The sequence below is a fragment of the Bacillus mycoides genome (genome assembly GCF_000832605.1).
Taxonomy (GTDB): domain Bacteria; phylum Bacillota; class Bacilli; order Bacillales; family Bacillaceae_G; genus Bacillus_A; species Bacillus_A mycoides.
On record NZ_CP009692.1, the window covers coordinates 4,102,631 to 4,126,432 of the forward strand.

Below are 23,802 nucleotides of genomic sequence, written 5' to 3' on the forward strand. Positions count from 1 at the left end.
AATCACCATCTTATTGAAATACTTTCTTAAATTGTTTTGCTATTTCATCTTGTTCTTTCTCAACTGTTTTCCAATCAATATTTAATACTGGAATCTCTTCTACATTCGGTCTATTTTCAGCTTTTATATCTTTTCTACCGGGCAACAAATACGCTTTAGAAACTTGTTTTTGCACATCATCTGATAATAAATAATCAATAAACTCTTTTGCACCTTCTACATTTTTACTATCCTTCATAATGCCTGCTGCACGTGGACTAATGACTGTTCCGCTTTTTGGATATACGATATCAACCGGTTCACCCTTTGCTTTTGCACTGTACGTCATATAGTCAACACCCGCAATTACCATATCTTTCGCACCTGTTACAACTGGGTCTAACGCTTCTTGGTTTGCCCCAGCTACTGTAACTTCATTTTTCTTAAGCTGTTCAAATAAATTCCATCCATCTTGTCCATTCTTTTTCACATATCCTGTTACAAAGTCTAAAGCTAAACCTGAAAGTGCTGGATCTGGAAGATTCACTTTCCCTTTCCATTCTCCTTTCGTTATATCGCTCCAATCTTCAGGTGCTGTCTTCACATTTTTTGTGTTATACACAATTCCTAATGCTGAAGCACTATATCCAAAATAATGTCCTTTATCATCCGACCATTCAGAACGAAGCTTATCAGCTTGTTTTGCTCCTTTATAAGCTAACGTTTGCCCATCTTTTTTTAATCCTTCCATCGCTGGTAAAGAAGCAAGTACGACAACGTCAACGACTGGATTTTTCTTTTCAGCCTCCATTCTTGCTAAAATCTTACCTGTTGTTCCTTGAAACATTTCTACTTTTATCCCTGTTTTCTTTTCAAAGTCCTTTTGAATTTTTTCTGCTAATCCTTTTGGTCCTGCACTATATACAACAATTTTCTTTTCATTAGCGTTTTTATTTTTTGCATCTACACTGCCTGTCTTTGAGCTACAACCTGTTACTACAGCAGAAAATAGTAAAGTACATACAAATAAAGACTTAAGCGAACTGAATTTCTTCATACGATTCTCCCCCTATATGATGAATACATTTTTTTGGTACATATAACGATACCGGTTTACCAACGCTTAGCTTACTATTGTGATAAGCTGTCCATACACCGAGTGTCCCCATGTTTACTTTCACTTCATAACGTTCTCCTACATATGTAACGTGCTGAACTTCACCTGTATACATTTCGCACAAGTCATTTTTTGTCCAGCTCACATGCTCTGGACGAATCATTTTTTTCCCCTCTACAAGCCAATTTGCCTTACCAACAAATTTTGCAACAAATTCATGAGACGGTTTCACATAAATGTCTTCTGGTGTTCCTTTTTGTAATACTTCACCCTGCTTCATGACAATAATTTGGTCTGACATTGACATAGCTTCTGTTTGATCATGTGTTACATACAATGCCGTTAAACCAATTGAATGAACGATGTCCATAAGTTCTAATCGCATTTCTTCTCGCAAAATTGCATCGAGTGCACTTAACGGTTCATCGAACAAAATAAAATGAGGTTTCGTTACAATTGCTCTAGCAAATGCGACACGTTGCTGCTGTCCACCTGAGAGTTCATGCGGATATCTTTTCTCCATACCTTGCAAACGAACTCGCTTTATCGCATCTTCTACCTTTTCTCTTAAGTGATTCGTTTGCTTTGTAGCCCTTAAACCAAATGCAACATTTTCAAATACAGTCATGTGCGGCCATAAAGCAAAATCTTGAAATACCATGCCGATATTCCGCTCATGAGGAGATGTTTTTATCTTTTTAGCAGAAGAATACATGCACTTATCTCCAAAATATATTTCACCTTTATCCGGTTCCTCAAGCCCTGCAATCATTCTAAGTAAAGTCGTTTTCCCGCATCCTGAAGGTCCTAAAAGTGTGGTGAATTCCCCTTTTTTCATTACAATCTGTAACGGCTTTAACGCCTGTGTTTTCCCAAATGCCTTTTCTAATCCATGAATTTTAATATCCATCGTTTCACCTCTCTCCCCTCATTCTTAACCTGCTTTCATTCTATCTGGAAGTTTTATACTGAATGTTAATGTACTGTAAAGATTAAATTAAAAAATCTCTAATAAACTATTTATTTCTATAGATTTTTTCTATAGTTAGAAGAAAAAGGGGCCAACTTATCATGAATCTCTTAAAATTAGAAATTGTAGTGCTTATTAAGAAATACAAAAAGCTTACTATTGTTGCAGAAAAACTTGGCGTTAAACAACCTACTATTACGTTTCACATAAAAAGCTTAGAAGAGGAACTTGGTGTGCCTTTATTTGAATTACGTTCCGGAAGGTATTTCTTAACAGAAGCTGGCGAGGCATTGCATCATTATGCTTGTAAAATAGATGCACTTATGAAAGAAGCTAGGCGGGTCACACAAGAGTTTAAAGATTTTAATAAAGGCGCTATAACAATTGGTGCTAGTTATGTACCCGCGACTTATCTTTTACCAGAAGTTGTTCACCAATTTCAATGCGAATTTCCAAATATAAAAATAACACTCATAGTAAAAACAGCTCCTGAAATTCGAACGATGCTACAAAATCATGAAATTGATCTCGGGGTAATTTCTGCGGCACCGTTTGACGAACCACTTCTAAAACAAATGAATGTAATGCCTGATACACTTGTTCTTGCCTTTTCCAAAGAACATCATCTTTCTAAAAGAACAAATGTATCATTACAAGATATCGAAAAAGAACGTATATTATTGCATCGTAACCCATCTACAACGAGAGATTTACTTACACAATGGACGTTAGCACATAACATTACATTCCAATCAGAAATTGAACTAGATTCATTAGAAACGATGAAACAAATTTTAAAATATGGTAATGGGGTTGCCTTTATTTCAAAACTTGCTATTGAGCAAGAAGTACAACGAAATGAGCTATGCTATATACCGATCCCTGATTTTGAATTTCAGCGTAATATTTATACCATTCATCATGAGGACAGATGGAATTCTAAAATAATTTCTTTTTTACTACATAGTATTACTTCTTTTGCAGAAAAAAATTAAAAGGCTGTCGTTATACACGACAGCCTTTTAAACTATAACTCTATTTGTTTTTCTTATCCTCAATTTTTGCTTGTGCCTCTTCAGCCTTATCTAATGCTTCTGAAACTTTTTTCTCTTTTTCTTTTACATCATCTATACTATCAACAGCTTTAATTAATTTATCGATTCCTTCTTCATTTACCTTTTTTCGTTTCGCTACTCTTTCATTTACTTTCTCTTCCACATCTTTTGCTTTTTGAAGCATATTCTCTGCATTTGATGTCACAGCTTTTTCAAGTGCATCATCTTTTTTCTTTTGTAACACTTCATTTGCAATATCTTTCGTTTCTAAATACTTACCGTCTTTTAATGCTGTCGCACCGCGATCTAGTAACTGAGCGACTTCTTTATATGCCTTCGCTTCATTTCCTGATTTCTCTTTTTCCGCTTTTTCAAACCACATAATCGCATCACTATATTTTTCATTTTTCAATGATTGCATACCTGTTTCAATATACGTGTCATAATTACTACATCCAGTCATTACGACTAACAGAAAAAGCATTACAAAACTTAATTTTCTCATGATGTTTTCTCCTTTTCTTTGCCTGCTCACTTTACTGTAACATACATGAAAAGGAGTTTCAAAAACTAAAATACTAATATGGTCATTTTTATATTGTTAAAATTTTCTTTTAAACCGATACATCCACTTGTTTTTTCGCCATATGCTGCTTTACTCCAACTAATACAACTAACAATAATCCTCCACCTAATGTCATCATAACAATGCTAGTCGGTAACATATCTAATAATAATCCATATACAATCATTCCAAGCGGTGCGATTGCAGTAGAAATTGTTTCAAGTAGACCGAATACACGTCCTAAATAGTTTGGATCTGTCGTCTTTTGCATATGTACTTGCATCGGGATATTTACAACCATCATTGATATACCGGTTAAAATCATAAAAGTGATATAGTAAATAAAACTTGCTACTTTCGGAATGATAACTAACAACGGAAAGACTGTGCATAAACTCAAGCCCGCAAATAAAAACAGTCCAATATAAACAGAGCGAAACGGATTATTCACTTCTTTACGTACTGATAAAACAATTGCACCAATTAGCATCCCGACTGCTAACATTCCCTCTACAACACCGAGTTGCTTCGAGGATAAATGCAAATTTTTAATAATAATATATGGAAGCGAAACGAAAAGTGCACTCGCAAAAAAGTTTACCCCTACTGCAATTTTCATTAAACCATATATTTCATGCTGTCGTTTCACATATGAAAAACCTTCTTTTATACTCGTCAAGAAATGCTCTTTACTTTCGACCAATTCTTTTTTATATAAATCAAATACGATGAATAATTGTACAATAACTGCTAAAAAGAATGTAATACTATTTAACAGGAAAAATGTTTTGATTGAAAAGAAACCAAATACAACTCCTCCAATAATCGGCGCTAAAATATTCGATAAAGATGATGCCGTCTGATTTAAAGCACTCGCTTTTTGAATACGCTCCTCATCTACTAAATTAGGAATAGACGAAGTTAATGAAACAGAATAAAAACTTGCACAAATTGATAATAATGCCGCTGATACATAAATAAACAGAAGTGATGGTCCAAATATAGTAGCAAGAATAAACATGATAAGCATTGTTAAGCTACTTAATAAATCAGTGCCAATTACAAGCCATCTTCGGTTCACACGGTCAGCTACAGCACCTGCAATTGGGCCACAGATCATTCTTGGTATTGATCCGCAAATAAGAGTAGTTGCAAACCCCATTCCTGAACCAGTTGTCTTTAATACGTATAATCCCATTGCAAACGTATAAATACCCGCCCCTAACAAGGACGTCATTTTTCCAATCATCATTAAAATAATATTTCTCGTTGCAATCTTCATTTTCCAATCATTTTGACCTATACTTACATCCCCCATTATGACACTCTCCCTTTAAAAGTTAAATTGTGTTAAACTTATTATATATAAAACTTTCCAATTTTTACAACGAAAAGTTTAATTATATTTAACTTTTTGATTATAAAGGAGCATATGATGGCTACTCTCGGCGAGAAAATTAAAACGTTACGAAAAGAAAAAAAGCTTACTCAAACTGAATTAGCAGGTTCAGAACTGACAAAAAGTATGTTAAGTCAAATTGAAAATGGAAAAGCTACACCTTCCATGAAAACATTACAATACATCGCTGAAAAACTTGGATGCGAAACGAGTTTTTTACTAGAAGAAGATGATGTAGAAATTGTAGAAATCATTCAACAAATGGAACAACTAATAAAGGCAAATAAATGTGATGAAGTATATGAGACTTTACTACCTATCGTTCAAAAAGAGCTACCTTCTACTTTAAATACCGCTCGTTTATATAAACAATTTGTAACAGCTGCGGCGATTATGAAAGATTACAACATTGAATATTACGTTGAAAAGGCTACTTCTATTTTTGAAAAATATACGTTATACCGGGACAGTACGGAAACAAAATTAAAATTATCCTTTACGATATTCACACGTAAAAAGTATGGTGAATGTTTACAACTTATAGCTAGTATTAGAAATGATTATGAGGAGAAACATTTAGAAATGGATCTCATTATACATATCGAGTTATGTTTATATGAAGCCATCATTTTACTAGCATGCGGCGATTATGAAACATGTGAAAAAACAATATTAGAGGCACTCGAGTTTTCAAAAAAGCATCAAGTATATTTTAAAACAGACGAATTTTATCGGATTTTATCTTACCAAAAAGTCATTACAGCTGATAAAGAACAATATTTATATTACATAAAAAAATCTGAGCAATTTGCCATTTTTACAGAAGATACTCTATCCATTGCGATTATTGATATTTTAAAAGCTTACTACTACAACACGATTACTAATGAATATACAATCGCATTAAAACATCTAGAACAATTTCGAGAGAAACTAAAAGATGAGCCACTTTTTCAAGACGACGGATTGTATTATCTTGAAAAAGGAAAAGCTTTATACGGATTGAAACGTTACGAGGAAGCTTTACAAGCATTGCAACGTGATATCATGCCGGATTATATGAACCATCCACTTGATCAAGCGTGGCTTACAACAGCAGGTGCATATCGTGCCCTTTGTTATGTAAAACTTAACGATAAAAAAAGGGCTCTGAAGGAAGCTACAGAAGCCGCTCAAAAGATACAATCCTACCCGGATTCCATCTTTTCTTCTTTTATTAAAGAAACATTACAAATAATACAAAAACTTTAAAAATGTCTCGAAATGGTATATTATTCCTCCTTTTTTGCAAAGATAATAATGATGGGAGGAATATAAATGAATATACAACGCGCAAAAGAGCTTTCCGAGTCATCTGAAGAAGCCAATGTCAGTTTTCAAGGCATGCCTGTTATGATTCAACACGTCGATGAAAGCAACGAAACCGCCCGCATATATGAAGTAACAAATCCAAAACGCGAATTAACGGTTCCAGTTAATAGCTTAGAGGAAATATAAAAAATGCCACTTCTTTTTTTTGAAGTGGCATTTTTCTTACTTTGTATCACTTAATTTGTATATTCCTTCTCACCCCTGTTTTTCAGCACCTGAACAAGAACAGAAGCTTCCTGCTTCTGTTCTTGTTATTACGTGCTACAATACAAACTATGAACTGAACATTCGTACCATATATGTTAAGGAGGAAAGATAATGGGAACTAATCCACAAAAAACTAGCCCTTATTACGCGGTTATATTCACTTCTAATCTATCGAATGATACAACAGACTATAGTACCGTTGCCGAAAAAATGGAGGAACTTGCGAAACAGCAACCTGGATTTTTAGGTGTCGAAAGTGCACGTGATAATTCGGGACTCGGAATTACAATTTCTTATTGGGAGTCACTTGAAGCAATTGAAAATTGGAAAAGGAACGCCTTACATAAAGAAGCGAAAAAAAGAGGCCGTGAGCAATGGTATGAAAATTTCCACCTGCGCATCTGCCTTGTTGAGAAAGAATATAAGTTTCAGAGAGGTACATTGTAACTATGAAGAAAAAACTAGCTCTCGTTGTTGTTCATGAAATATACGGTGTGAATGATCATATGCATCATGTTATAGACCACTTCACTACATCTCATATAGATGTATTTTGTCCTAACCTTCTACAATTACAAAATGTATTTCATTATAGTGATGAGGAAAAAGCATATCAACATTTTATGAACCACATTGGATTTGATAATGGAAAAGAGCAAATTGAAGAATTCATTACTTGCCTTTCCAATAGTTACACGCATATAGGACTTATCGGCTTTAGTGTTGGGGCTACCATCGCTTGGCTCTGTAGTAACAATCCAAAAATAGATTTTATCATTGGATGTTACGGTTCCCGTATACGTGACTATGTTCACATTAAACCTACATGTGCTACATTACTTATTTTCCCTAAACAAGAAGCTAGTTTTTCAGTATCCTCTTTAATCCAAACATTGCAGCAACAAAATAATCCTTTATTAGAAATAAATCAACTACACGGTGAACATGGATTTTTAAATCCGTACACTGAAAAATATAACGAGCACTCTACAAAGCAAGCATACAACCTAATAGATTCGTTTCTTACGCAAACAATATGATAAAGGAGTTTTATATGTCACTTACATTACTTTTACTCATATTCCTAATAATTCCCTTCATTTCAGCATTAGCTCTCATTTTTATGACGGTTAAAAAAGGAAATTTTCTAAACCGACCATACTTACAATCATTCATCGTATGTGCTCTATTTTTTACGAATTGGATATTATATTTAACAAATTTTTATTCATTACTACCTGAGAAAGTTAGTCGATTTATATTTCTACCTATTTGGTTTTTCCTTTGCGTTTTAGGATTTATCGTTTTCGCACGCGAATGGAAGAACAATCGTATTTTTTCCATATCTATCGGTTTCCTTTCTTCTATTAGTTTTCTATTTGGATTATTGTTGTTAGTTCTTTCAGGAATGTAAAAATAAAAGGAAGAAAAGCCCAACATCAACTTTTCTTCCTTCTATTTTTACCTTTAGATTTTATTGTCATAGTTTCACAAGGTGTGTAATAAATTTGAGGTGTCGCCTTATCAACAAACATCATAAACGTAATAAAGCCGATAATAAAAAAAATAAACAACGTTAACAATATTGCTCCTATCGTTAAAAGTATCATAACACCACCCCTATATATTTCATGTTATTACACCTTTCGCTATTATATGAGCTGAATCCTTTTTAGAAAAATAAACGTAACAAAATAATTACAATGACTCCTGTTAATACTGTTCCTAATAAACTACGAGTATATATCGCTACGAAAAATGTAGGAATTGCCGCAATGATATAATCCCACTGCACTGTCTCATGCATAAATAATACTTGTGCTAAAAGTGCTGCTAAAATCGCAATTGGTATGTAATTTAACCATTTTAAACCCCAGTCTGGAATTTGTAGTTTACTAAATACGAGAAGAGGTAAAATACGTGGTACGAGTGTGACAACTCCGGCTGCTAGTAAAAGGAATAATACGTCCAATCTTACTTCCATTTTTCAATCACCACCCCGATTGTCGCAGCTAAAAGTGTTGCGATAATAACTGCTATACTATCTGGCATAAATAAGTGTGAAACGTATGCGATAATAATCGCTACAATTGCAACACTTAGATGAATGGCTAGTTTCGGTTTACTACTTATTAGCTGAAGTACAAATAATCCGATAAACATCGCTGGTAACGCATAATCCATTCCGTACGTATGAGGATCTGGTATCCACTCTCCAAAAAGCCCTCCGAGAACTGTAGCTAAAATCCAATTTAAATATGCTGTTACATTAAGTCCCAACATCCATTTCTCGCCTAAATAGCCTTTTTGTGCTGCTTGTTGCACTGCAACGCCGAAAGTTTCATCTGTAATTTGCGAACCAATTATTAAATTTTTAAAAAGAGGTATCTTGGTGAAGTAAGGTGCGAGTGCAGCACTCATTAATAAGTGACGTAAATTAACAAAGAACACAGTAAAAATAATTGCCGAGGCTGGGGCACCCGCTGCATACATACCCGCTAATATAAACTGAGCAGAACCTGCGTAAATTAATGTGGACATAAAAGCAATTTCTATGATCGAGAAACCTGCTGTTTTCGCAATAACACCAGCCGCTATACCGATGCTCAAATATCCAAATACAGTTGGTAAACAATCCTTTACACCTTGCTGAAATGAATCATCGCTCTGCAGTGTCATATGTGCTTGAGCTTTATTCACCATTATCTCCCTCCATTTCTTCCATAGTACGTTTTCCTGTTACGACATGAACTAAATCTATGTTTTCACGCCATAATGTATCTAATTTATCAGCTCCAAACTCCTTCGTAATCTCTTCCACCATAATGTCGTGCCGAACATATTCTGTAGCAACGAGAACTAAAGCTGGATCGTACGTTGTAACGGCCCATGAAGTGCTATCATTTGAAAAATTAGCAATTAATACTTCTTCCCCATCACGTGCGATAACAGTTAAATGACCACCCATTCTCTTTTCAACAACGTGAGGCGTCATATAATTATGATGAAATGTCGCTCCTATTTTTGTTTCTGGGGCACCAAATAAGATTGAAAATATATGTACTCCTTCCGCTTCCTTTGTATGAATAAGCGGTTCAATCTCACGCACTTGATCTTCCCATACAGAAATCCATAACTCTTCCTTTGCTCTATTAATTATATTGCATATTTCTTTCAAAACACGATCATTTGAGCGAATATGCGAAATTACATCAATTTGTCGCTCTTGTTCTAAACAATTTAATTTTCGGTCTAAAAATTCAAAGGACTTTTCAAAATCTTTTCGCATTCGATCCATTAATTCCGTAGCTGGCACTGGTACATATTTCACTGGTTCAGAAGGAACGATATGCACCGCTCCTTTATCCATCAACTTGCCAAGTACTTCATAAATCATCGAACGAGGTACGCCTGTTTGTTTACTCACTTCATAACCTGTTACTGGATAATGTTTTAATAGTCCAATATACGCTTTACATTCGTACTGGGAAAAACCTAACTTTTGTAACTCCTTTATTATTTCATCCATCGGTAACCCCTCACAATTTATATAGCTCTAATTTCAAAACTACGATTTCACTTTCCATTAGTAGTTATTGCTATACCTACTAATATAAAAAAGAAGCCTCTACAAGTCAACTGACAATTCCGAATTTTTATTCGAAATAAAAAGCCTTCTTTTGAAAGGCTTTTTGTGCATAATGAATTATTTCAACTGTAGAGCATTTGATATATTACCCTCCAAATGCTCACGTAAGGTTGAACCTGTATACTCTTCTCTAAATACACCTGCTCTCACGAATAAAGGAATGACTTCACTAAAGAATAAATCCAATGATTTTGGAGGTCCCCCTGGAATTGCAATAAATCCATCTAGTGCCCCTGCTTCAAATCTTTCCATAATTTGCTTACAAACATCTTGTGGTGTGCCTATAGCGACCCAATGAGCAGAACCAACAACTTCTGGTCGTTCTAGTATTTGCTCAACAGTTGGTTCATTTTTTATGATGAAATTCCGTAATAATTCGGCATGTGTTTTACTACGTACAGCTTGATTTCTACTTGGTAGCATATGTTCAGTAACCTTACTTTCTAACGGTATCCCTCTAACGTCTAACCCGAGAACCATTTCAAGTAAAGCGTACCTCTTCTCTTTTGTAAGATGTTGATGAGCTTGCCTGTGCATTTCTAGTGCTTCTTCATATGAATCACCAATAAAGAAATATAAACCAGGCAATACACGTATATCCTCTTGCTTTCGGCCATGCTTTTCTGCTCTTCTTCTTAAATCTTGACGAAGTTCGATTCCTGATTCTACATCTGGCATTGCGGCAAAAATCGCATCTGCAACAGAAGCCGCGAAATTCCGGCCTGACTCTGAAGCACCCGCTTGAAATAAAGGCATTTCCCCAGAAATATGTTGCGGGATATTAAGTGGACCTTTCACCTCAAAATGCTCACCACGATGCTCAATTGGCTGTACCATCTCTCTAATTACATCTGCGTTGTCTTCTTTTAAAACTTCATAAGGATGACTCCTCCAAAGTTTTCTTACTAACTCTGTACATTCTGCCGCTTTCGCGTATCGTTCCTCAGATGGTGGCATCCCTGCCTCACCAAAGTTTTCAGCACCATCAATTGATGTGACAATGTTCCATCCTACTCGGCCGTTACTTATCCAATTTAAAGATTGTAGTTGCCTCGCTAGTATATATGGTGGATAAAATGATGTTGAAGCGGTCGTAACGACTCCAATTTTTTCTGTTGCATAAGCAATAGCAGTAAACAATAGTGTTGGATCTAAAATTACATTCCCCTTATTACGTGCAATTAAATCTGGATGTGCCACTAAATAATCCGCTTTAAAAACAAAATCTAACTTGGCCTTTTCTGCCTGTAGTGCCAACTCTACTTGTTCATCTATCCCTGAATTAAACATACTCTCTTGTTCTTTCTTTCTAGAAATCAAACATAGTCCAATGCAAAGCTGTTTTTTTGTAGACATATGTACACACCTTCCCCTTATTTTTAATTTACCTAGTTAAACAAATGATACGACCCTCACAGCTTCTATTCTTATTAAAGATAAAATGATATTGATAATCATTATCATTTTTATGGTGTAACTATAATAAAAGCAACAATAAAGTGAAACTTTAATCAGAGGAGGAGCTCCCATCCTCTGATTATTAGCCTTCACCAATCGAGCTTTTGCGGGATAAAAAAAAGACCACCACTAATTGGAAGTCCTTTATCTCAATATTTCATTCGCTTCTTTTTCATAAATTTTATCAAACGAAGTCATGATGCGCTGCGATGCTTGAATCATTTTTTGATTCGTCATAAGGTCAGCCATTTCTTTCGTCATATCCACATTTGAATTTTCTAGCATATGATTACGTACTGCCCCTGTTCCATTCGGTAAATCAGCAACGTTTCCTTCTGCTAGTGTAAAACTTTTATTTTCACGTTGTACGAGGCGAGCGTTCGTTTCTACGTCTACTGTTTTCGTTTGCAGACGGGCAATATTATTTTGTGTTACTTCATCGTATAATGTACCGTCTGCTTGTACAGCTACCTTTGCTCCTTCTGGAATACGAATACGTTCATTATTCTCACCCATTACGAAAGCACCAGATGCTGTTTGTAAATAACGATCACTATTTAATGTAAAGCTACCGTCTCTCGTTAAAAATCTTTCATCATTTTTAGATGTAACGAAAAATGATGATGTGCCAGCCGCACCGTCGTCTAAAAAGAAATCTGTAGCACTATTTGTCATTTGTACATTTCCTTGTACTAAGTTCACATGCGTCGCAGCTGGTACGACAGCGTAATCGACCGAGCCGATATTTGTCGCCGATCCGTCTCCGCGGCGATATGTGTCTTGCACATCAAATACTTTAGACGTCATGTTTTCTGCTTTAAATCCTGTCGTTTGGGCATTTGCGACGTTATTCGAATGAACATTAATATGCTGCATGTAATTCATCATACCCATAGAACCTATATAAAGACCGTTCATACTCGTTTGAATAAGGCAAGTGCCTTATTCTTCACCTCTTTTCTTACGATGTTTGTAACATTTGTTTTGCTAAATGTTCAGCTGTAGCGATATGTATATGTTGCTTCACGTCTTGTCCATCTGTCATTAATACAATTGGAGCTGATGATACAGCTGGAATTTTCAACAATTCACCACTGCTCGCTGTTTCATCAAATTTCGTAAACACGATACCATCTATATGAATATCTTTAAAGTTCGTAATAATTTCAATCATGTCTTTACTTTTCATGGAAGCTGATAACGTTAAACAAATATAGTCTGGCTCTACTTGTCCCATCGTCTCAATCATCTCTTCAACTGTCTCTGACGTACGATAATTTTTACCGGCTGTATCTATTAATATATAATCGACGCGCGCTTCTTCTTTAAAATAACTGAGTGCCCTTGTCATAGCTGCTTCATCTCGCACAGCGATTACTTCTGACCCAATTGTTTTTACGTAATCTTGTAATTGCTGCACTGTTCCAATGCGAGAGTGGTCCGTCGTAATAAAACCAACTGTTTTTCTCTTAGCATGAAACTGCCATGCCATTTTCGCAAGTGTCGTCGTTTTTCCAACACCAGTTGGACCTATTAATGCAATCGTTTGTACTTCTTTTTCAAATACGTTTTCAGTATTGAAATGAGATCTCATATCTTCCAATATGTATCCGATGACTTCCTCTTCTGTAATCATCGTTGCATTCTCAAACTTCACTTTTAATTTTTCAGCATATGCATGAATGAAATATTGTTCCACATCGTTTTGTTCTAACATCCGAATTACTTTTTGAATAATAAATGGTACAGATTCCTGTTTTTCTTTTTTTATAACTACTTCTTCTTTCTTTACAGAAATAGCTTGTTTCACAACAGGCTGTTTTTTAGCTACTTTCGTCTCCTCCGTACGTTTCACAACGACAATACCTTTTTCAAACAGTTGTAATAGTTTCTCTTTTTTTCTTGCCCATTCTTCACTATTCCCTGTTTGCATCGCTGCGTATGACATAGAAGTCGTTACGTTTTCTAAATTGTGCAAGACCGATTGAATTCCATTCACCTTCACGATTTCTTCTGAAGGTTCACCTACAACATCCATTAATTGTTCATGAAATTGAGTTGTTCCTTCGCTATTTTCAGCCTGTTTATCTTCAGGAAAAGCGACTAACATTTCATAATTTTTTTTCCAAAAAAACGGGATATTTCGTTTTACACTTTCATCGACAACGTAGTAATAATCTGTACCATATTGGTCAAATAATTTTCGATACAATTCATTTTTCGAAGCTGCTTTTATTCGCATTAATGCTTCTTTTTTTTCTGTACTTTCCATTACTTCACCCCCTACTATTCAATATAAGCAATTTGATCTACAACAATTTCTGGTGCCAATTCACTAATACATAATACTTTAGCTTCTATTTGATAACGTTCAAGAAGTCTCACAATCGCAAATCTGAAATCTTTTCTGCGTGTTAATAATACTGGCTCTCTTCCCATTAAACGCGCTTGTTTGAAAACGCGCTGTACTTGCTCTACTACTCGCGTTTCTAAATCTAAATCCCAGTTTAATAAATAACCTTGGTATGAATTATTAACAACATCCGCATCTAACTCGATTGAATCAGCGAAAAGCGCTGCATAAATTTTTCCATCAGGATTTTTCGCACTCTCACAAATAACTTTTGAAATACATTCACGAACAAATGCAGTGACACCATCAACATGGTTTTGATAAATTTCTTTCCCGTCAATAATACCTTCAATAATTGTTGGTAAATCACGAATTGAAATTCCTTCTTTCAGCAGTTGTTTAATAACATTTTGCACGAGTGATAAATCGATTTCTTTCTTCTTAATTTCTTCTAATAAAACGCCATTATCAGTTTCAAGCGAGTTAATCAAGTCTTTCACATGTTGACGCTGAATTAACTCATGAAGATTACGTCTAACGACAACATCTAAATGCGTAATTAATATGCTGAGCGGCTCTAACACTTGATAGCCTTTCATTTGTGCATCTTGTACCATATGCTCCAAAATCCAATATCCATCTTCACCAAAAATTGGATCTTTCGCCGGCTCTGCATCTAAATCAGCCATTACATTCGGTGTTTTCAGTGCTAATAAATAACCTGATTTTAAAACACCTTCAGCCGCCTTCGCACCTTTAATACGAATAATGTAACGTCCGCGTGGTCTAAAGCTCGTATTATCTTTAAAGTTAATTCCCGGAACGTTAATTCCAAGGTCGGTAATAATTGACTTCCTCATAAGAACAACTTTATCTCGAGCTGTTTCCCCGTTAATCTTCTGCTTTACAAGTGCCGCTAAATCTAAACCGAGCTCTACAATAATTGGATATTTATCCGTAAAGACGCCGAATGAATCTTCCACTTGCTGTAATTGCTCATCCTCGCCTTGAATCATTTCTAATTCTTTTTGAAGCTCGTCTTCTTTTTCTTTCTTTATTCGCTTTTTATTACGAACTCCTAAGAAAACAATCGTGCCTCCAACGAGAGCAAAGGGTAGAAATGGTAACGGTGTAAAAACACCCATTGCGATAAATAAACCACCGAGTGCATATACAACAACTTCATGCTCTAATAACTCTTTAAAGATTCCTTCAGTTACTGTATCAGCTGAACCGTCAAATACACGCGTTACGATAATACCTGTTGAAATCGCAAGCATTAACGAACCGATTTGGTTTACAATTCCGTCACCGACAGTTAACTGTGTATAGTGAATAGCCGCATCTGCAAAGCTCATTCCTTGCTGCATCATACCAACAATTAAGCCGAAAATAATGTTTACGAATAAAATGACAATCCCGAAAATAACGTCCCCTTTAATGAACTTTCCGGCACCATCCATCGCTCCGTAAAACTCTGTTTCCATATTTAATTTTTTTCGTTTCGCCTGTGCATCTTTTTCTGTAATAAGACGCTGATTCAAGTCAGCATCGATAGACATTTGTTTCCCTGGTAAAGAATCAAGTGTAAAACGAGCTGCTACTTCAGCTGTACGAGACGCACCGTTTGCAACGATAAACTGGAATATGATTAATACTATAAAAATAACGATACCAATTAATAAGTTTCCGCCAATTACGAACTGGCCGAACTCTTCAATAACATGACCCGCATTTCCGTCTGTTAAAATCGCTCGCGTCGTCGAAACGTTAATCGATACGCGGAAAATCCCGATTAATAACAACATCGTCGGAAATGACTTTAATTCATCCCACTCGTTAATACTTGTAGCTCGCATATAAATAAGCACTGACATACTTAGTAGAAAAACGATAACGATATCAAGTATAAATGGTGGAAGTGGAATTAAGAGCGCCACAACGAATGACGCTGCTAAAAAGATAGAAAAATAGGTTCTTGCAGAATCCATCTTAAACAAAGAGATCCCCTCCAAACGCGCTATTATACTTCAAGTTCTTTCGTTTGAATTAAATAGCGCATAACTTCAATTACAGCTACATATAAATCTTCTGGAATCGTCTCATCTTCCTCGACTTGATAATATAAAGAACGAGCGAGCGGACGGTTCTCTACCATTGGTATTTCTTGTTCACGGGCAAGCGTTCGTATATATAATGCGAGCTCATCTTCCCCTTTTGCAACGACAATAGGCGCTGCATCAACTTGTTTATTGTAACGAAGCACAACTGAAATGTGCGTCGGGTTGTTCACAATAAACGTTGCGCCATCCATCTTCTTCGCAATTGTCCCTTGCAAGATAGCATGCATAAAGTTTTTTCGTTTCCCCTTTACTTGCTGGTCCCCTTCATTATCTTTATGCTCTTGTTTCACTTCTTCTTTTTTCATTTTAATATCTTGTTCGTACTCCCATTTTTGATAAATGAAATCAATAATAGAAAGAACGATTAAAATAATTAAAATGGCTAAAAAGATAAATTTAATTTGGCTAATAATTTCAGTAAGTGACGCTGTCCAGTTAAATCCAATCATACTAACGATTTTCTCTAAATTCTTTTTAAAGAGAACGTACGAAACGTAACCGATTAATCCCATATAAAATAGTGATTTCAAAATATCTACTAAACTTTTACGACTAAACAATCTCGTAAAATAGTTTTTCGGATTAATACGTGATGCTTTCGGCTTAAGTACTTTAGAAGAAAATAAGAAACCAACTTGAATCATATAATTGAACAAATGAAAAGCATATACAAGTATTAATATAGGAGCCGATACTTTCAGAAGTAATATACCCATTAAATAAAAATACTCGGTCGAATCTGTATTTTTTCCAATTTGATCAAACAGTACCGCTACGGAATGTGCAATCTCATAGCCGAGCCAATCTCCGAAAAAGTAAACGACAACTGCTAATACAAGTATGGAAAATAAATTATTTAAATCTTTACTCCGGGCGATATTCCCTTCTTCACGCGATTTTTTACGCTTCTGCGGGGTGGCCTTTTCTGTTTTATTATCCTTTGCCATGCGCGTCCCCCTACTTCGTTAAGAAAAAGTTAAATAGTTTCGTATACTCTTCCAGTAATACGTCTGTCATATTTTTAAACACATAACCGAGCATCGGTACACTCATCGCAATAAACAAAATACCACACGTTATTTTAATTACGTACGCATTCATAAAAACGTTTAATTGCGGTGCATTTTTTGCGATTAAAATAAGGACGAAATTAATAATGAATAGACTGCCCATAAGTGGCAAAGCAATTTCAACCGCTGATGTAATTGCAAATAATAACGTTGCAAGTAGACTATCTAAAAAACTAGTCGTCAACAATTTTGAAATCGCCTCTGTATATTGAAACGACTTTAAAATCGTGGCAACGAAATAGTTAATGCCGCCCAGTGAAATAAAAATAATAAGAAAAAATATATCAAAAATTGTTGATAGCAAAGTGGACTGTGATCCTGCATTTACATCAAATAAACTCGCCTGTGATAAACCGATATCAAAGTCTAAAATATGCCCTGCCATTTTCGGAATGTTCCACAGCATCTCTACAATTTTTGAAAGTGATAATCCAATTACAATTTGCGTTCCTGCATAAGCTGCTACATCCCAAACTGTCTTTATGTGAGAGACATCCACTTGATCTGCCACTGTAATCGAAAGAGCGAGTCCAAATGTAACCTTTGCCATCGCCGGAATTGATCGGCCTGAGAAAAACGGTAGAAAATATAAAAATGAAGTAATGCGACAAAACGCAAAAAACGTCGCCGCCCATAATTCCATATTCATTTCAGTTCACCTATCTTAGTACGAACGCAATAGCGATGGGATTTTATCAAATAAATCTAAAATAAGCATCGTTAACTCTTGAAACATCCACGGACCTAAAATGATAATAACGAGCACAATACTCGCCATTTTCGGTAAAAACGTCAGCGTTTGCTCTTGAATTTGCATCATCGCCATAATAACCGCGATAATAATAACGACAATCATACTTACAACGGCAATCGGCATTAAAATCATAACCCCTTTATAAAAAAAGGTTTGGAAAATATCTATAATTGGTGACGTATTCATTTATATGACTCCTATCACATAGCATCAAACGCTTCAGGCGACCGTCTTAAACATAATATCGACGATTTTTGTATATCCACCTAAATATACGAAAACGAGTATTTTAAATGGTAAACTTAAAATACTCGGCGGTACCATCATCATCCCAAGGTACATTAAAAGTGTACTAATAATTAAATCAATAAAGACAAACGCTAAATAAATGAACATCCCTGTAAGTAAACCTTTTTGAATTTGCGTTAACGTAAAGGATGGCACAAGCGTAAACAGTGAAAGATCCTTTAAATCTTTCGGCAACTCTTCTCCGCGCACTTTCAGCATCATTTTCAAATCATGCTTATACGTATGCTTCGACATATAATCTTTCATAATCGGAGCTGTCGTCTCCGCAGCTTGACTTACTGTTATTTTTTCTTTCGTCATCGGGTCCCACACATCACTCTTTAATTGACCAAGCACTGGCTGCATCGTAAACAGCGATAAAAATAATGCGAGTCCAACAAGCACTTGGTTCGGTGGTAAATTCATAACCCCAAGCCCTTGACGAGTAATCCCAAGAACAATCATAAAATAAGTAAAATGCGTAAATAAAAGAACGATAGAAGAAGATAATGATAGAAGGGTAACGAGCGCGAATAGTTGTACACTTGAATTACTCGTAAACTCTTTTCCATTTTCGAAATTAATAAAGCCGTTCGGGGCTGCATACGCTGGATTTACAAAAACAAATGAAAAAATAATAGAAAATGCGAAAATAACGGCAAATAACGATAACTGTTTCTTTATTCTCATGATGGATCCTCTACTTTTTTCGTTTCACTCTTCACCGCGTCTTCTAACGCTTGTTGAAACTGATTTCCTGTTCCTGTTAACTGCACAGATTGTACACCGTTATTACTAATAACAGTGAACACTTGCTTTCCGTCCACTTCAAATAAAAAGGCGCTCGTTTGATGATTTAAATAAACACCGTCTTTCACTTGAATGTGTCCATTTTCACCTTGCTTAAAAAACTGCTGTTTGCGCGTCTTTTTCGTCATATAATATGCACCATAGCCGAGCGCACCAAACAGTAAAACGACTTGAAATAAGGTCGTCATATACGACATATGACTCCTCCTCTACTCTTTATCCTGCATTTGATTTTGTGCCTTCATAAGCGCTGCATGTTTCTTATCAGCTTCAATTTCAGAAATAATAATGCCAAACTTCTCGTCCATTACGATTGCCTCACCAATACCGACTTTCATATCACTTAAATATACATCTACTTTATGTCCTAAATTTTTCTCTACTTCAAGAACATCGCCAACTTTTAACTGCTTCACATCACCAAGCGTAATAGATGACTTCCCAAGCTTTACTCCAAGTTCAATCGAAATGTCTGAAACGGTATCAATATGTGCCTTCCCCGCTTCATTTCGCTTCCCTGCAAATTCTTCTAATCCCATTAATGACACAGGAGATACTTCATGCTTCATATGGATCCTCCTACTCTATAAAACTTTTAAATAGGAGCGCCTTACGCGTTCCATCTTTCCCGATAAAACAATTAAATTTATGCTTTCCATCTACATAACCACGTAGTTGGTCTGAAACCTTTGTATGAAGCGGAATAATATCGCCTTCTTCAATTTGCTCAATCTCGCCCATTGTCATCTTCTGCTCACCAATCGCAACGTGAACAGGCTTGTACACTTGATTTACTTTCACTTCTACTTCAGACGTATACTTTTTACGCTTATCTGAAGAATGTTCGACAATATTTTCAGACGTTAACTTATCCATAATTTCTTCAACAGATAAGAACGGAATACCGATACGAACTGTCGTATTCCAAAAATCCGTTTTCATATTTACGTTTAATAGTGAAATAATATCGCTCGCTGTCGTAATCTTCAGCGCATTCGGATCTGTCTCCGTCGTTACAAATTTCGGTTCAATCGCAACAACGCTTTCAAATGATTGTTGTAAATTTTTACAAAGAAGAGCAAATATATTATCAAGCGTTAAAAACTCAAACGCCGTTAACGGTCTACGCATTAAAAAGTTACGCTTACTATCTCCGCCAAGCCAGCATTCATGAATATAAATAACGAACGCTAAATCAATTTCAATTACAATTTCTCCAAGCTCTGGAAGGCCGAGATCAATAACACAATATAAATAGTAATCTTTCGGCATTTTCTCCACATACTCACTCGTAAACGGAACTTGCTCAACGGTCGAAGGCTCTAGTTCAATTGGAATACGCATACGCGCTGACAACGTCTGTGACGTCTGTTTGCCAAAAGTAGACGCAATCGCTTGCAAACTACGTAAATGCTCAACACCGAACTTCTCCGGTCTATTAAAATCATACTCTTGAAATTTATCTTGCTTCCCTGCTTCTTGTGCGAAAGCTGGCATTTCCTCGCCTTCATTTACCGCCTTCAGTAGGGCATCCATTTGCTCTTGACTTAATTTATCGCCACTCATGAAAATCCCCTTCCCTACCTTTTCAATTCAACAATTTCAACGTACATTTTTCCATTCTTCGTCAAAATCTTTCCGGTTCCAATCTCTTCATTCTCAAGCATAATAAGCACCGTATTTTCCGTTGAATTTTCAAGACGATACAATGTACCTTTCGTAATATGAAGCAGATCTTCAATTTTCTTTTTTGTATTTCCGATTTCAAAATAAATTGTTAACGGAATATCATCTTGTAATTTCAAATCTAGCCAACTCCCATATCATGTTAACGAAAATTTCATATTCTCTATTTATCCCGCATTAACGGGCAGTAAGACCCCTACCTCAAAATTCAGCGAAAGCAAAGAAGTTAGGCGGAGGGGCAACTGCCCGTAAAAGCCCGATTGGTTCAACTAATAATCAGTGGGGGATGAACAAAACCCCCACTGATTAAAGTTTCACTTTATATATAAATGAAATTTCTTATTTCGAAACGTCTATATTCAATATTTTCTTTATATATCCTTGCGTTTCTTTAAATGGCGGTACGCCTCCGTACTTTCTCACATTACCAGGACCAGCATTATAAGAAGCAATCGCTAGTACGAGATCACCGTTATTTTTCTTTAAATAACCGCTTAACTCTTTCACACCGCCTTCAATACTTTCAGCTGGTGAAAATGGATTTTTTATACCCATCTCTTTCACATTTGCTGGCATAAGCTGCATAAGCCCCATCGCTCCTGCATGTGACACCGTTTTCGGATTAAAATTAGACTCGACTTCAATCATTTTTTGAATTAACGTTTTCGGAATTCCATATGTATTACTTACGCGATCAATAATATCCTCATACTTACCTTCATTTGAATAACGTATTTTCTGAATATTATATTTATTCGTTAATCCTCACGTATCAGCAGGCTCATTTTTCGTTTCTGGGAAACGTCGCTCAAACTCTTTTTGTGCAACTTGCACTTCATCTACTTTCTTCGTTTCAGCTTTCTCCTCAGGCTTACTCGTTTCCTCTACTACTTTATTAATAGGTTCTTCCGGTTTATTAACAACCGTTTCTATTTTCATAGATTGTACCGGCTGACTCATATCCTCTACTTTTGCCGTTTGCGGAGCAACCTTCGTCTCCTTCGCAGGTTCACTTTGCAATTGATCTTGAAAACGACTACTAACGAACGCCTGCGGACTACTTAATTTTTGCTGAAATTGTCCTTTTTTATATGCAAGAACTTCTTTTACTATATTTCCAACTACCATAATATCACCTTTTCGATAAACAAAGATAATCTAATATTAGAGTTTTTTTTTTAAGTTTGCAATAATCCTTTGCAATAAAAAAATGACTATATTGTTAAACCGTTATTTTTTTATATTTATTAATTCGAATTTTTAGTTGACACCCTTTGTAGCAAGGCTTACAATAAATCTCGAAATCGATTTTTTCGCATATTACCGTTTTTCAATTTGTAGAAAAGTCAATATAAAAAAATGGGGGTTCTTCACATGAGAATCAATACAAACATTAATAGCATGCTTACGCAAGAATACATGCGTCAAAACCAAGACAAAATGAATGTTTCTATGAACCGTTTATCAAGCGGTAAACGTATTAACAGTGCAGCTGACGATGCAGCTGGACTTGCAATCGCTACTCGTATGCGTGCAAAAGAAAACGGATTAGGTGTTGCATCTCGTAATACACAAGATGGTATCTCTATGATTCGTACAGCTGATTCAGCAATGAACTCAGTATCTAACATCTTACTTCGTATGCGTGACCTAGCAGTTCAATCTGCCAACGGTACAAACACAAACGAAAACCGTGGTGCACTAGAAAAAGAATTTTCTGCATTAAGAGATCAAATTGATTACATTTCAACAAACACTCAGTTTAACGGAAAAACATTATTAAATGGTGATAATGGATTTATTAAAATCCATAGTTATGATGATGGACAAGCAACTGCTGCAACAGGATCAGCAGCTCCTGTTGTTGATCCTGGTACTGATCCTGGTACTGGTACTGATCCTGGTACTACAAAACCTGCTATTAACGGCACTATCGATATCAAACTAGCAAATGTTACAAGTGCTAATTTAGAAGGTAATGAAAAGAAACTTAACCAAATTTCTATCTCAGCAACAAACGCAGGCACTGCTGGAACTGAAGATGATACTACTGCTATCAATAATGCTAACGATGCAATTAAAGCTATCGATGGTATGATCGCATCTATCGCAGGTAGCCGTGCTGATTTAGGTGCTACATTAAACCGTCTAGACTTCAATGTAGAAAGCTTAAATAACCAAGCTTCTAACATGGCATCTTCTGCTTCTCAAATCGAAGACGCTGACATGGTGAAAGAAATGTCTGAAATGACTAAGTTCAAAATCTTGAACGAAGCTGGTATCAGCATGCTTTCTCAAGCAAACCAAACTCCACAAATGGTTTCTAAATTATTACAATAAGCCATTTGAGTTAGTTTCATGAACAAACCTCTCTGCTTGTGAAGGGGTTTATTTTTTCTATATAAATAGATTAATAGATTTCTTTTTAGCCTGGAGAGAAGCTCCAGCCATATTTAGAAGCGATCAGGGCTTATTTTATCCTCGTCCTGTGTATGAAAACCAAAAGATAAAGTGAGCATAAGCCCTTTTTTCTCTTCATAGCCGTTTATTAGCGTTAGAATACTGACCATATATCAATCTATAAGGAGTGTCCAATATGCGTATTAGTACAAACGTTTTAAGTATGAACGCTAAGTTAGCTTTATATAAGAATGAGCAGAGTATAAATTTTGGGATGGAGCGTTTAGCGACTGGTAAGAAGTTAAATGCTGCTTCTGATAATCCTGCGAATGTGACAATTGTGACTCGTATGCGTGATTTAGCTGTTCGATTTGCAATTAGTGCAAATTCTTTCGAATAATGTGCTAAAAGGACAAAGCATATAATGCTCTGACCTTTTTTAGTAATGATTCTACTCCAATCGTTCTCTTTAATGTAAAAAAAGAAACTATATATTGAATAAAAATTAGTATAGTTTAACTCCGTATTCCTTAAATTAGAAAAGAACA

Annotated in this window: 27 protein-coding genes and 2 pseudogenes; 8 read left to right on the forward strand and 21 right to left on the reverse strand. The window is 35.7% G+C overall.

All coding sequences use genetic code 11. The features are described 5' to 3' along the window. Positions 1–10: 10 nt before the first annotated feature. Both BG05_RS22775 and BG05_RS22780 read right to left on the reverse strand, forming a co-directional pair. Positions 11–1,036 carry an ABC transporter substrate-binding protein gene (locus BG05_RS22775; protein ID WP_033733857.1) on the reverse strand — a complete coding sequence of 342 codons (1,026 nt, stop codon included), beginning with the start codon at positions 1,034–1,036 and terminating at the stop codon, positions 11–13. Next, positions 1,014–2,006, reverse strand: coding sequence for an ABC transporter ATP-binding protein (locus BG05_RS22780; RefSeq protein ID WP_002141170.1), 993 nt, complete (start codon positions 2,004–2,006; stop codon positions 1,014–1,016). Before BG05_RS22780 ends, BG05_RS22775 begins: the two co-directional genes overlap by 23 nt. 161 nt (positions 2,007–2,167) lie before the next feature. On the opposite strand from BG05_RS22780, the gene BG05_RS22785 reads away from it, so the two are divergent. Then, positions 2,168–3,061, forward strand: coding sequence for a LysR family transcriptional regulator (locus BG05_RS22785; protein WP_002126660.1), 894 nt, complete (start codon positions 2,168–2,170; stop codon positions 3,059–3,061). A gap of 40 nt (positions 3,062–3,101) precedes the next feature. Here BG05_RS22785 and BG05_RS22790 read toward each other — a convergent pair whose 3' ends face one another. Together BG05_RS22790 and BG05_RS22795 are read right to left on the reverse strand one after the other, a co-directional pair. Beyond that, entirely contained in the window at positions 3,102–3,626 is a 525-nt protein-coding gene (locus BG05_RS22790; protein WP_002086429.1) for an outer membrane protein assembly factor BamD, read from the reverse strand. A 109-nt stretch (positions 3,627–3,735) separates the two neighbouring features. Beyond that, positions 3,736–5,004: an MFS transporter gene (locus tag BG05_RS22795; RefSeq protein ID WP_003188458.1), complete on the reverse strand. Its 1,269-nt coding sequence runs from the start codon at positions 5,002–5,004 to the stop codon at positions 3,736–3,738. A gap of 117 nt (positions 5,005–5,121) precedes the next feature. On the opposite strand from BG05_RS22795, the gene BG05_RS22800 reads away from it, so the two are divergent. From BG05_RS22800 to BG05_RS30120, 5 genes are all read left to right on the forward strand, one after another. Further along, positions 5,122–6,336, forward strand: coding sequence for a helix-turn-helix domain-containing protein (locus tag BG05_RS22800; protein WP_002126655.1), 1,215 nt, complete (start codon positions 5,122–5,124; stop codon positions 6,334–6,336). Positions 6,337–6,402: 66 nt separating this feature from the next. Further along, complete coding sequence (locus tag BG05_RS22805) at positions 6,403–6,582, forward strand: H-type small acid-soluble spore protein (RefSeq protein ID WP_001025736.1); 180 nt, start codon at positions 6,403–6,405, stop codon at positions 6,580–6,582. 192 nt (positions 6,583–6,774) lie between these two features. Next, on the forward strand, positions 6,775–7,110 hold the full coding sequence (locus BG05_RS22810; protein ID WP_002126653.1) for an antibiotic biosynthesis monooxygenase family protein: 336 nt from the start codon (positions 6,775–6,777) through the stop codon (positions 7,108–7,110). Between the two features lie 2 nt (positions 7,111–7,112). Continuing rightward, entirely contained in the window at positions 7,113–7,703 is a 591-nt protein-coding gene (locus tag BG05_RS22815; protein ID WP_002126652.1) for a dienelactone hydrolase family protein, read from the forward strand. 14 nt (positions 7,704–7,717) lie between these two features. Then, positions 7,718–8,077, forward strand: coding sequence for a hypothetical protein (locus BG05_RS30120; protein ID WP_002126648.1), 360 nt, complete (start codon positions 7,718–7,720; stop codon positions 8,075–8,077). 25 nt (positions 8,078–8,102) lie between these two features. On the opposite strand, the gene BG05_RS30125 is transcribed toward BG05_RS30120, so the two are convergent. From BG05_RS30125 to BG05_RS30130, 17 genes and pseudogenes are all read right to left on the reverse strand, one after another. After that, entirely contained in the window at positions 8,103–8,273 is a 171-nt protein-coding gene (locus BG05_RS30125) for a DUF3951 domain-containing protein (protein ID WP_002011981.1), read from the reverse strand. A gap of 62 nt (positions 8,274–8,335) precedes the next feature. Further along, complete coding sequence (locus BG05_RS22830) at positions 8,336–8,647, reverse strand: AzlD domain-containing protein (protein WP_002186217.1); 312 nt, start codon at positions 8,645–8,647, stop codon at positions 8,336–8,338. Next, complete coding sequence (locus BG05_RS22835; protein ID WP_002186218.1) at positions 8,638–9,366, reverse strand: AzlC family ABC transporter permease; 729 nt, start codon at positions 9,364–9,366, stop codon at positions 8,638–8,640. The genes BG05_RS22830 and BG05_RS22835 overlap by 10 nt, the downstream gene beginning before the upstream one ends. After that, a complete protein-coding gene (locus BG05_RS22840; RefSeq protein ID WP_002186219.1) occupies positions 9,356–10,192 on the reverse strand; it encodes a TrmB family transcriptional regulator in 837 nt (278 codons plus the stop codon). The genes BG05_RS22835 and BG05_RS22840 overlap by 11 nt, the downstream gene beginning before the upstream one ends. A gap of 177 nt (positions 10,193–10,369) precedes the next feature. Next, entirely contained in the window at positions 10,370–11,668 is a 1,299-nt protein-coding gene (locus BG05_RS22845) for an NtaA/DmoA family FMN-dependent monooxygenase (RefSeq protein ID WP_002186221.1), read from the reverse strand. Between the two features lie 246 nt (positions 11,669–11,914). Further along, complete coding sequence (locus BG05_RS22850; protein WP_003188445.1) at positions 11,915–12,688, reverse strand: flagellar basal-body rod protein FlgG; 774 nt, start codon at positions 12,686–12,688, stop codon at positions 11,915–11,917. 43 nt (positions 12,689–12,731) lie between these two features. Further along, complete coding sequence (gene flhF / locus BG05_RS22855; protein WP_002126640.1) at positions 12,732–14,042, reverse strand: flagellar biosynthesis GTPase FlhF; 1,311 nt, start codon at positions 14,040–14,042, stop codon at positions 12,732–12,734. 14 nt (positions 14,043–14,056) lie between these two features. Beyond that, a complete protein-coding gene (gene flhA / locus BG05_RS22860) occupies positions 14,057–16,123 on the reverse strand; it encodes a flagellar biosynthesis protein FlhA (protein WP_016126746.1) in 2,067 nt (688 codons plus the stop codon). 23 nt (positions 16,124–16,146) lie between these two features. Then, complete coding sequence (gene flhB, locus BG05_RS22865; RefSeq protein WP_002186227.1) at positions 16,147–17,193, reverse strand: flagellar type III secretion system protein FlhB; 1,047 nt, start codon at positions 17,191–17,193, stop codon at positions 16,147–16,149. Positions 17,194–17,203: 10 nt separating this feature from the next. Continuing rightward, complete coding sequence (locus tag BG05_RS22870; RefSeq protein ID WP_001055697.1) at positions 17,204–17,965, reverse strand: flagellar biosynthetic protein FliR; 762 nt, start codon at positions 17,963–17,965, stop codon at positions 17,204–17,206. 15 nt (positions 17,966–17,980) lie between these two features. Beyond that, complete coding sequence (locus BG05_RS22875; RefSeq protein WP_002011993.1) at positions 17,981–18,256, reverse strand: flagellar biosynthetic protein FliQ; 276 nt, start codon at positions 18,254–18,256, stop codon at positions 17,981–17,983. A gap of 33 nt (positions 18,257–18,289) precedes the next feature. Beyond that, entirely contained in the window at positions 18,290–19,048 is a 759-nt protein-coding gene (locus BG05_RS22880) for a flagellar type III secretion system pore protein FliP (RefSeq protein ID WP_002186230.1), read from the reverse strand. Beyond that, positions 19,045–19,365 (reverse strand): hypothetical protein, encoded by a 321-nt coding sequence (locus BG05_RS22885; RefSeq protein ID WP_000121176.1) that lies wholly within the window; start codon positions 19,363–19,365, stop codon positions 19,045–19,047. Before BG05_RS22885 ends, BG05_RS22880 begins: the two co-directional genes overlap by 4 nt. A 12-nt stretch (positions 19,366–19,377) precedes the next feature. Beyond that, the gene (gene fliN / locus BG05_RS22890; protein ID WP_002011996.1) at positions 19,378–19,737 is read right to left on the reverse strand and encodes a flagellar motor switch protein FliN; all 360 of its coding nucleotides are present in this window, start codon (positions 19,735–19,737) and stop codon (positions 19,378–19,380) included. A 10-nt stretch (positions 19,738–19,747) separates the two neighbouring features. Further along, positions 19,748–20,734 (reverse strand): flagellar motor switch protein FliM, encoded by a 987-nt coding sequence (gene fliM, locus BG05_RS22895; RefSeq protein WP_002186232.1) that lies wholly within the window; start codon positions 20,732–20,734, stop codon positions 19,748–19,750. Positions 20,735–20,748: 14 nt separating this feature from the next. Further along, a complete protein-coding gene (locus BG05_RS22900) occupies positions 20,749–20,973 on the reverse strand; it encodes a flagellar motor switch protein FliN (protein ID WP_002186233.1) in 225 nt (74 codons plus the stop codon). A gap of 220 nt (positions 20,974–21,193) precedes the next feature. Continuing rightward, positions 21,194–21,982 (reverse strand): annotated as a pseudogene (locus BG05_RS30130) (lytic transglycosylase domain-containing protein). Between the two features lie 246 nt (positions 21,983–22,228). Between BG05_RS30130 and BG05_RS22915 the strand changes: the two are divergent. Both BG05_RS22915 and BG05_RS22920 read left to right on the forward strand, forming a co-directional pair. Further along, entirely contained in the window at positions 22,229–23,194 is a 966-nt protein-coding gene (locus BG05_RS22915) for a flagellin N-terminal helical domain-containing protein (RefSeq protein WP_033733856.1), read from the forward strand. 256 nt (positions 23,195–23,450) lie between these two features. Further along, positions 23,451–23,642, forward strand: a pseudogene (locus BG05_RS22920) (flagellin); the annotation flags it as partial. Positions 23,643–23,802: the final 160 nt, after the last annotated feature.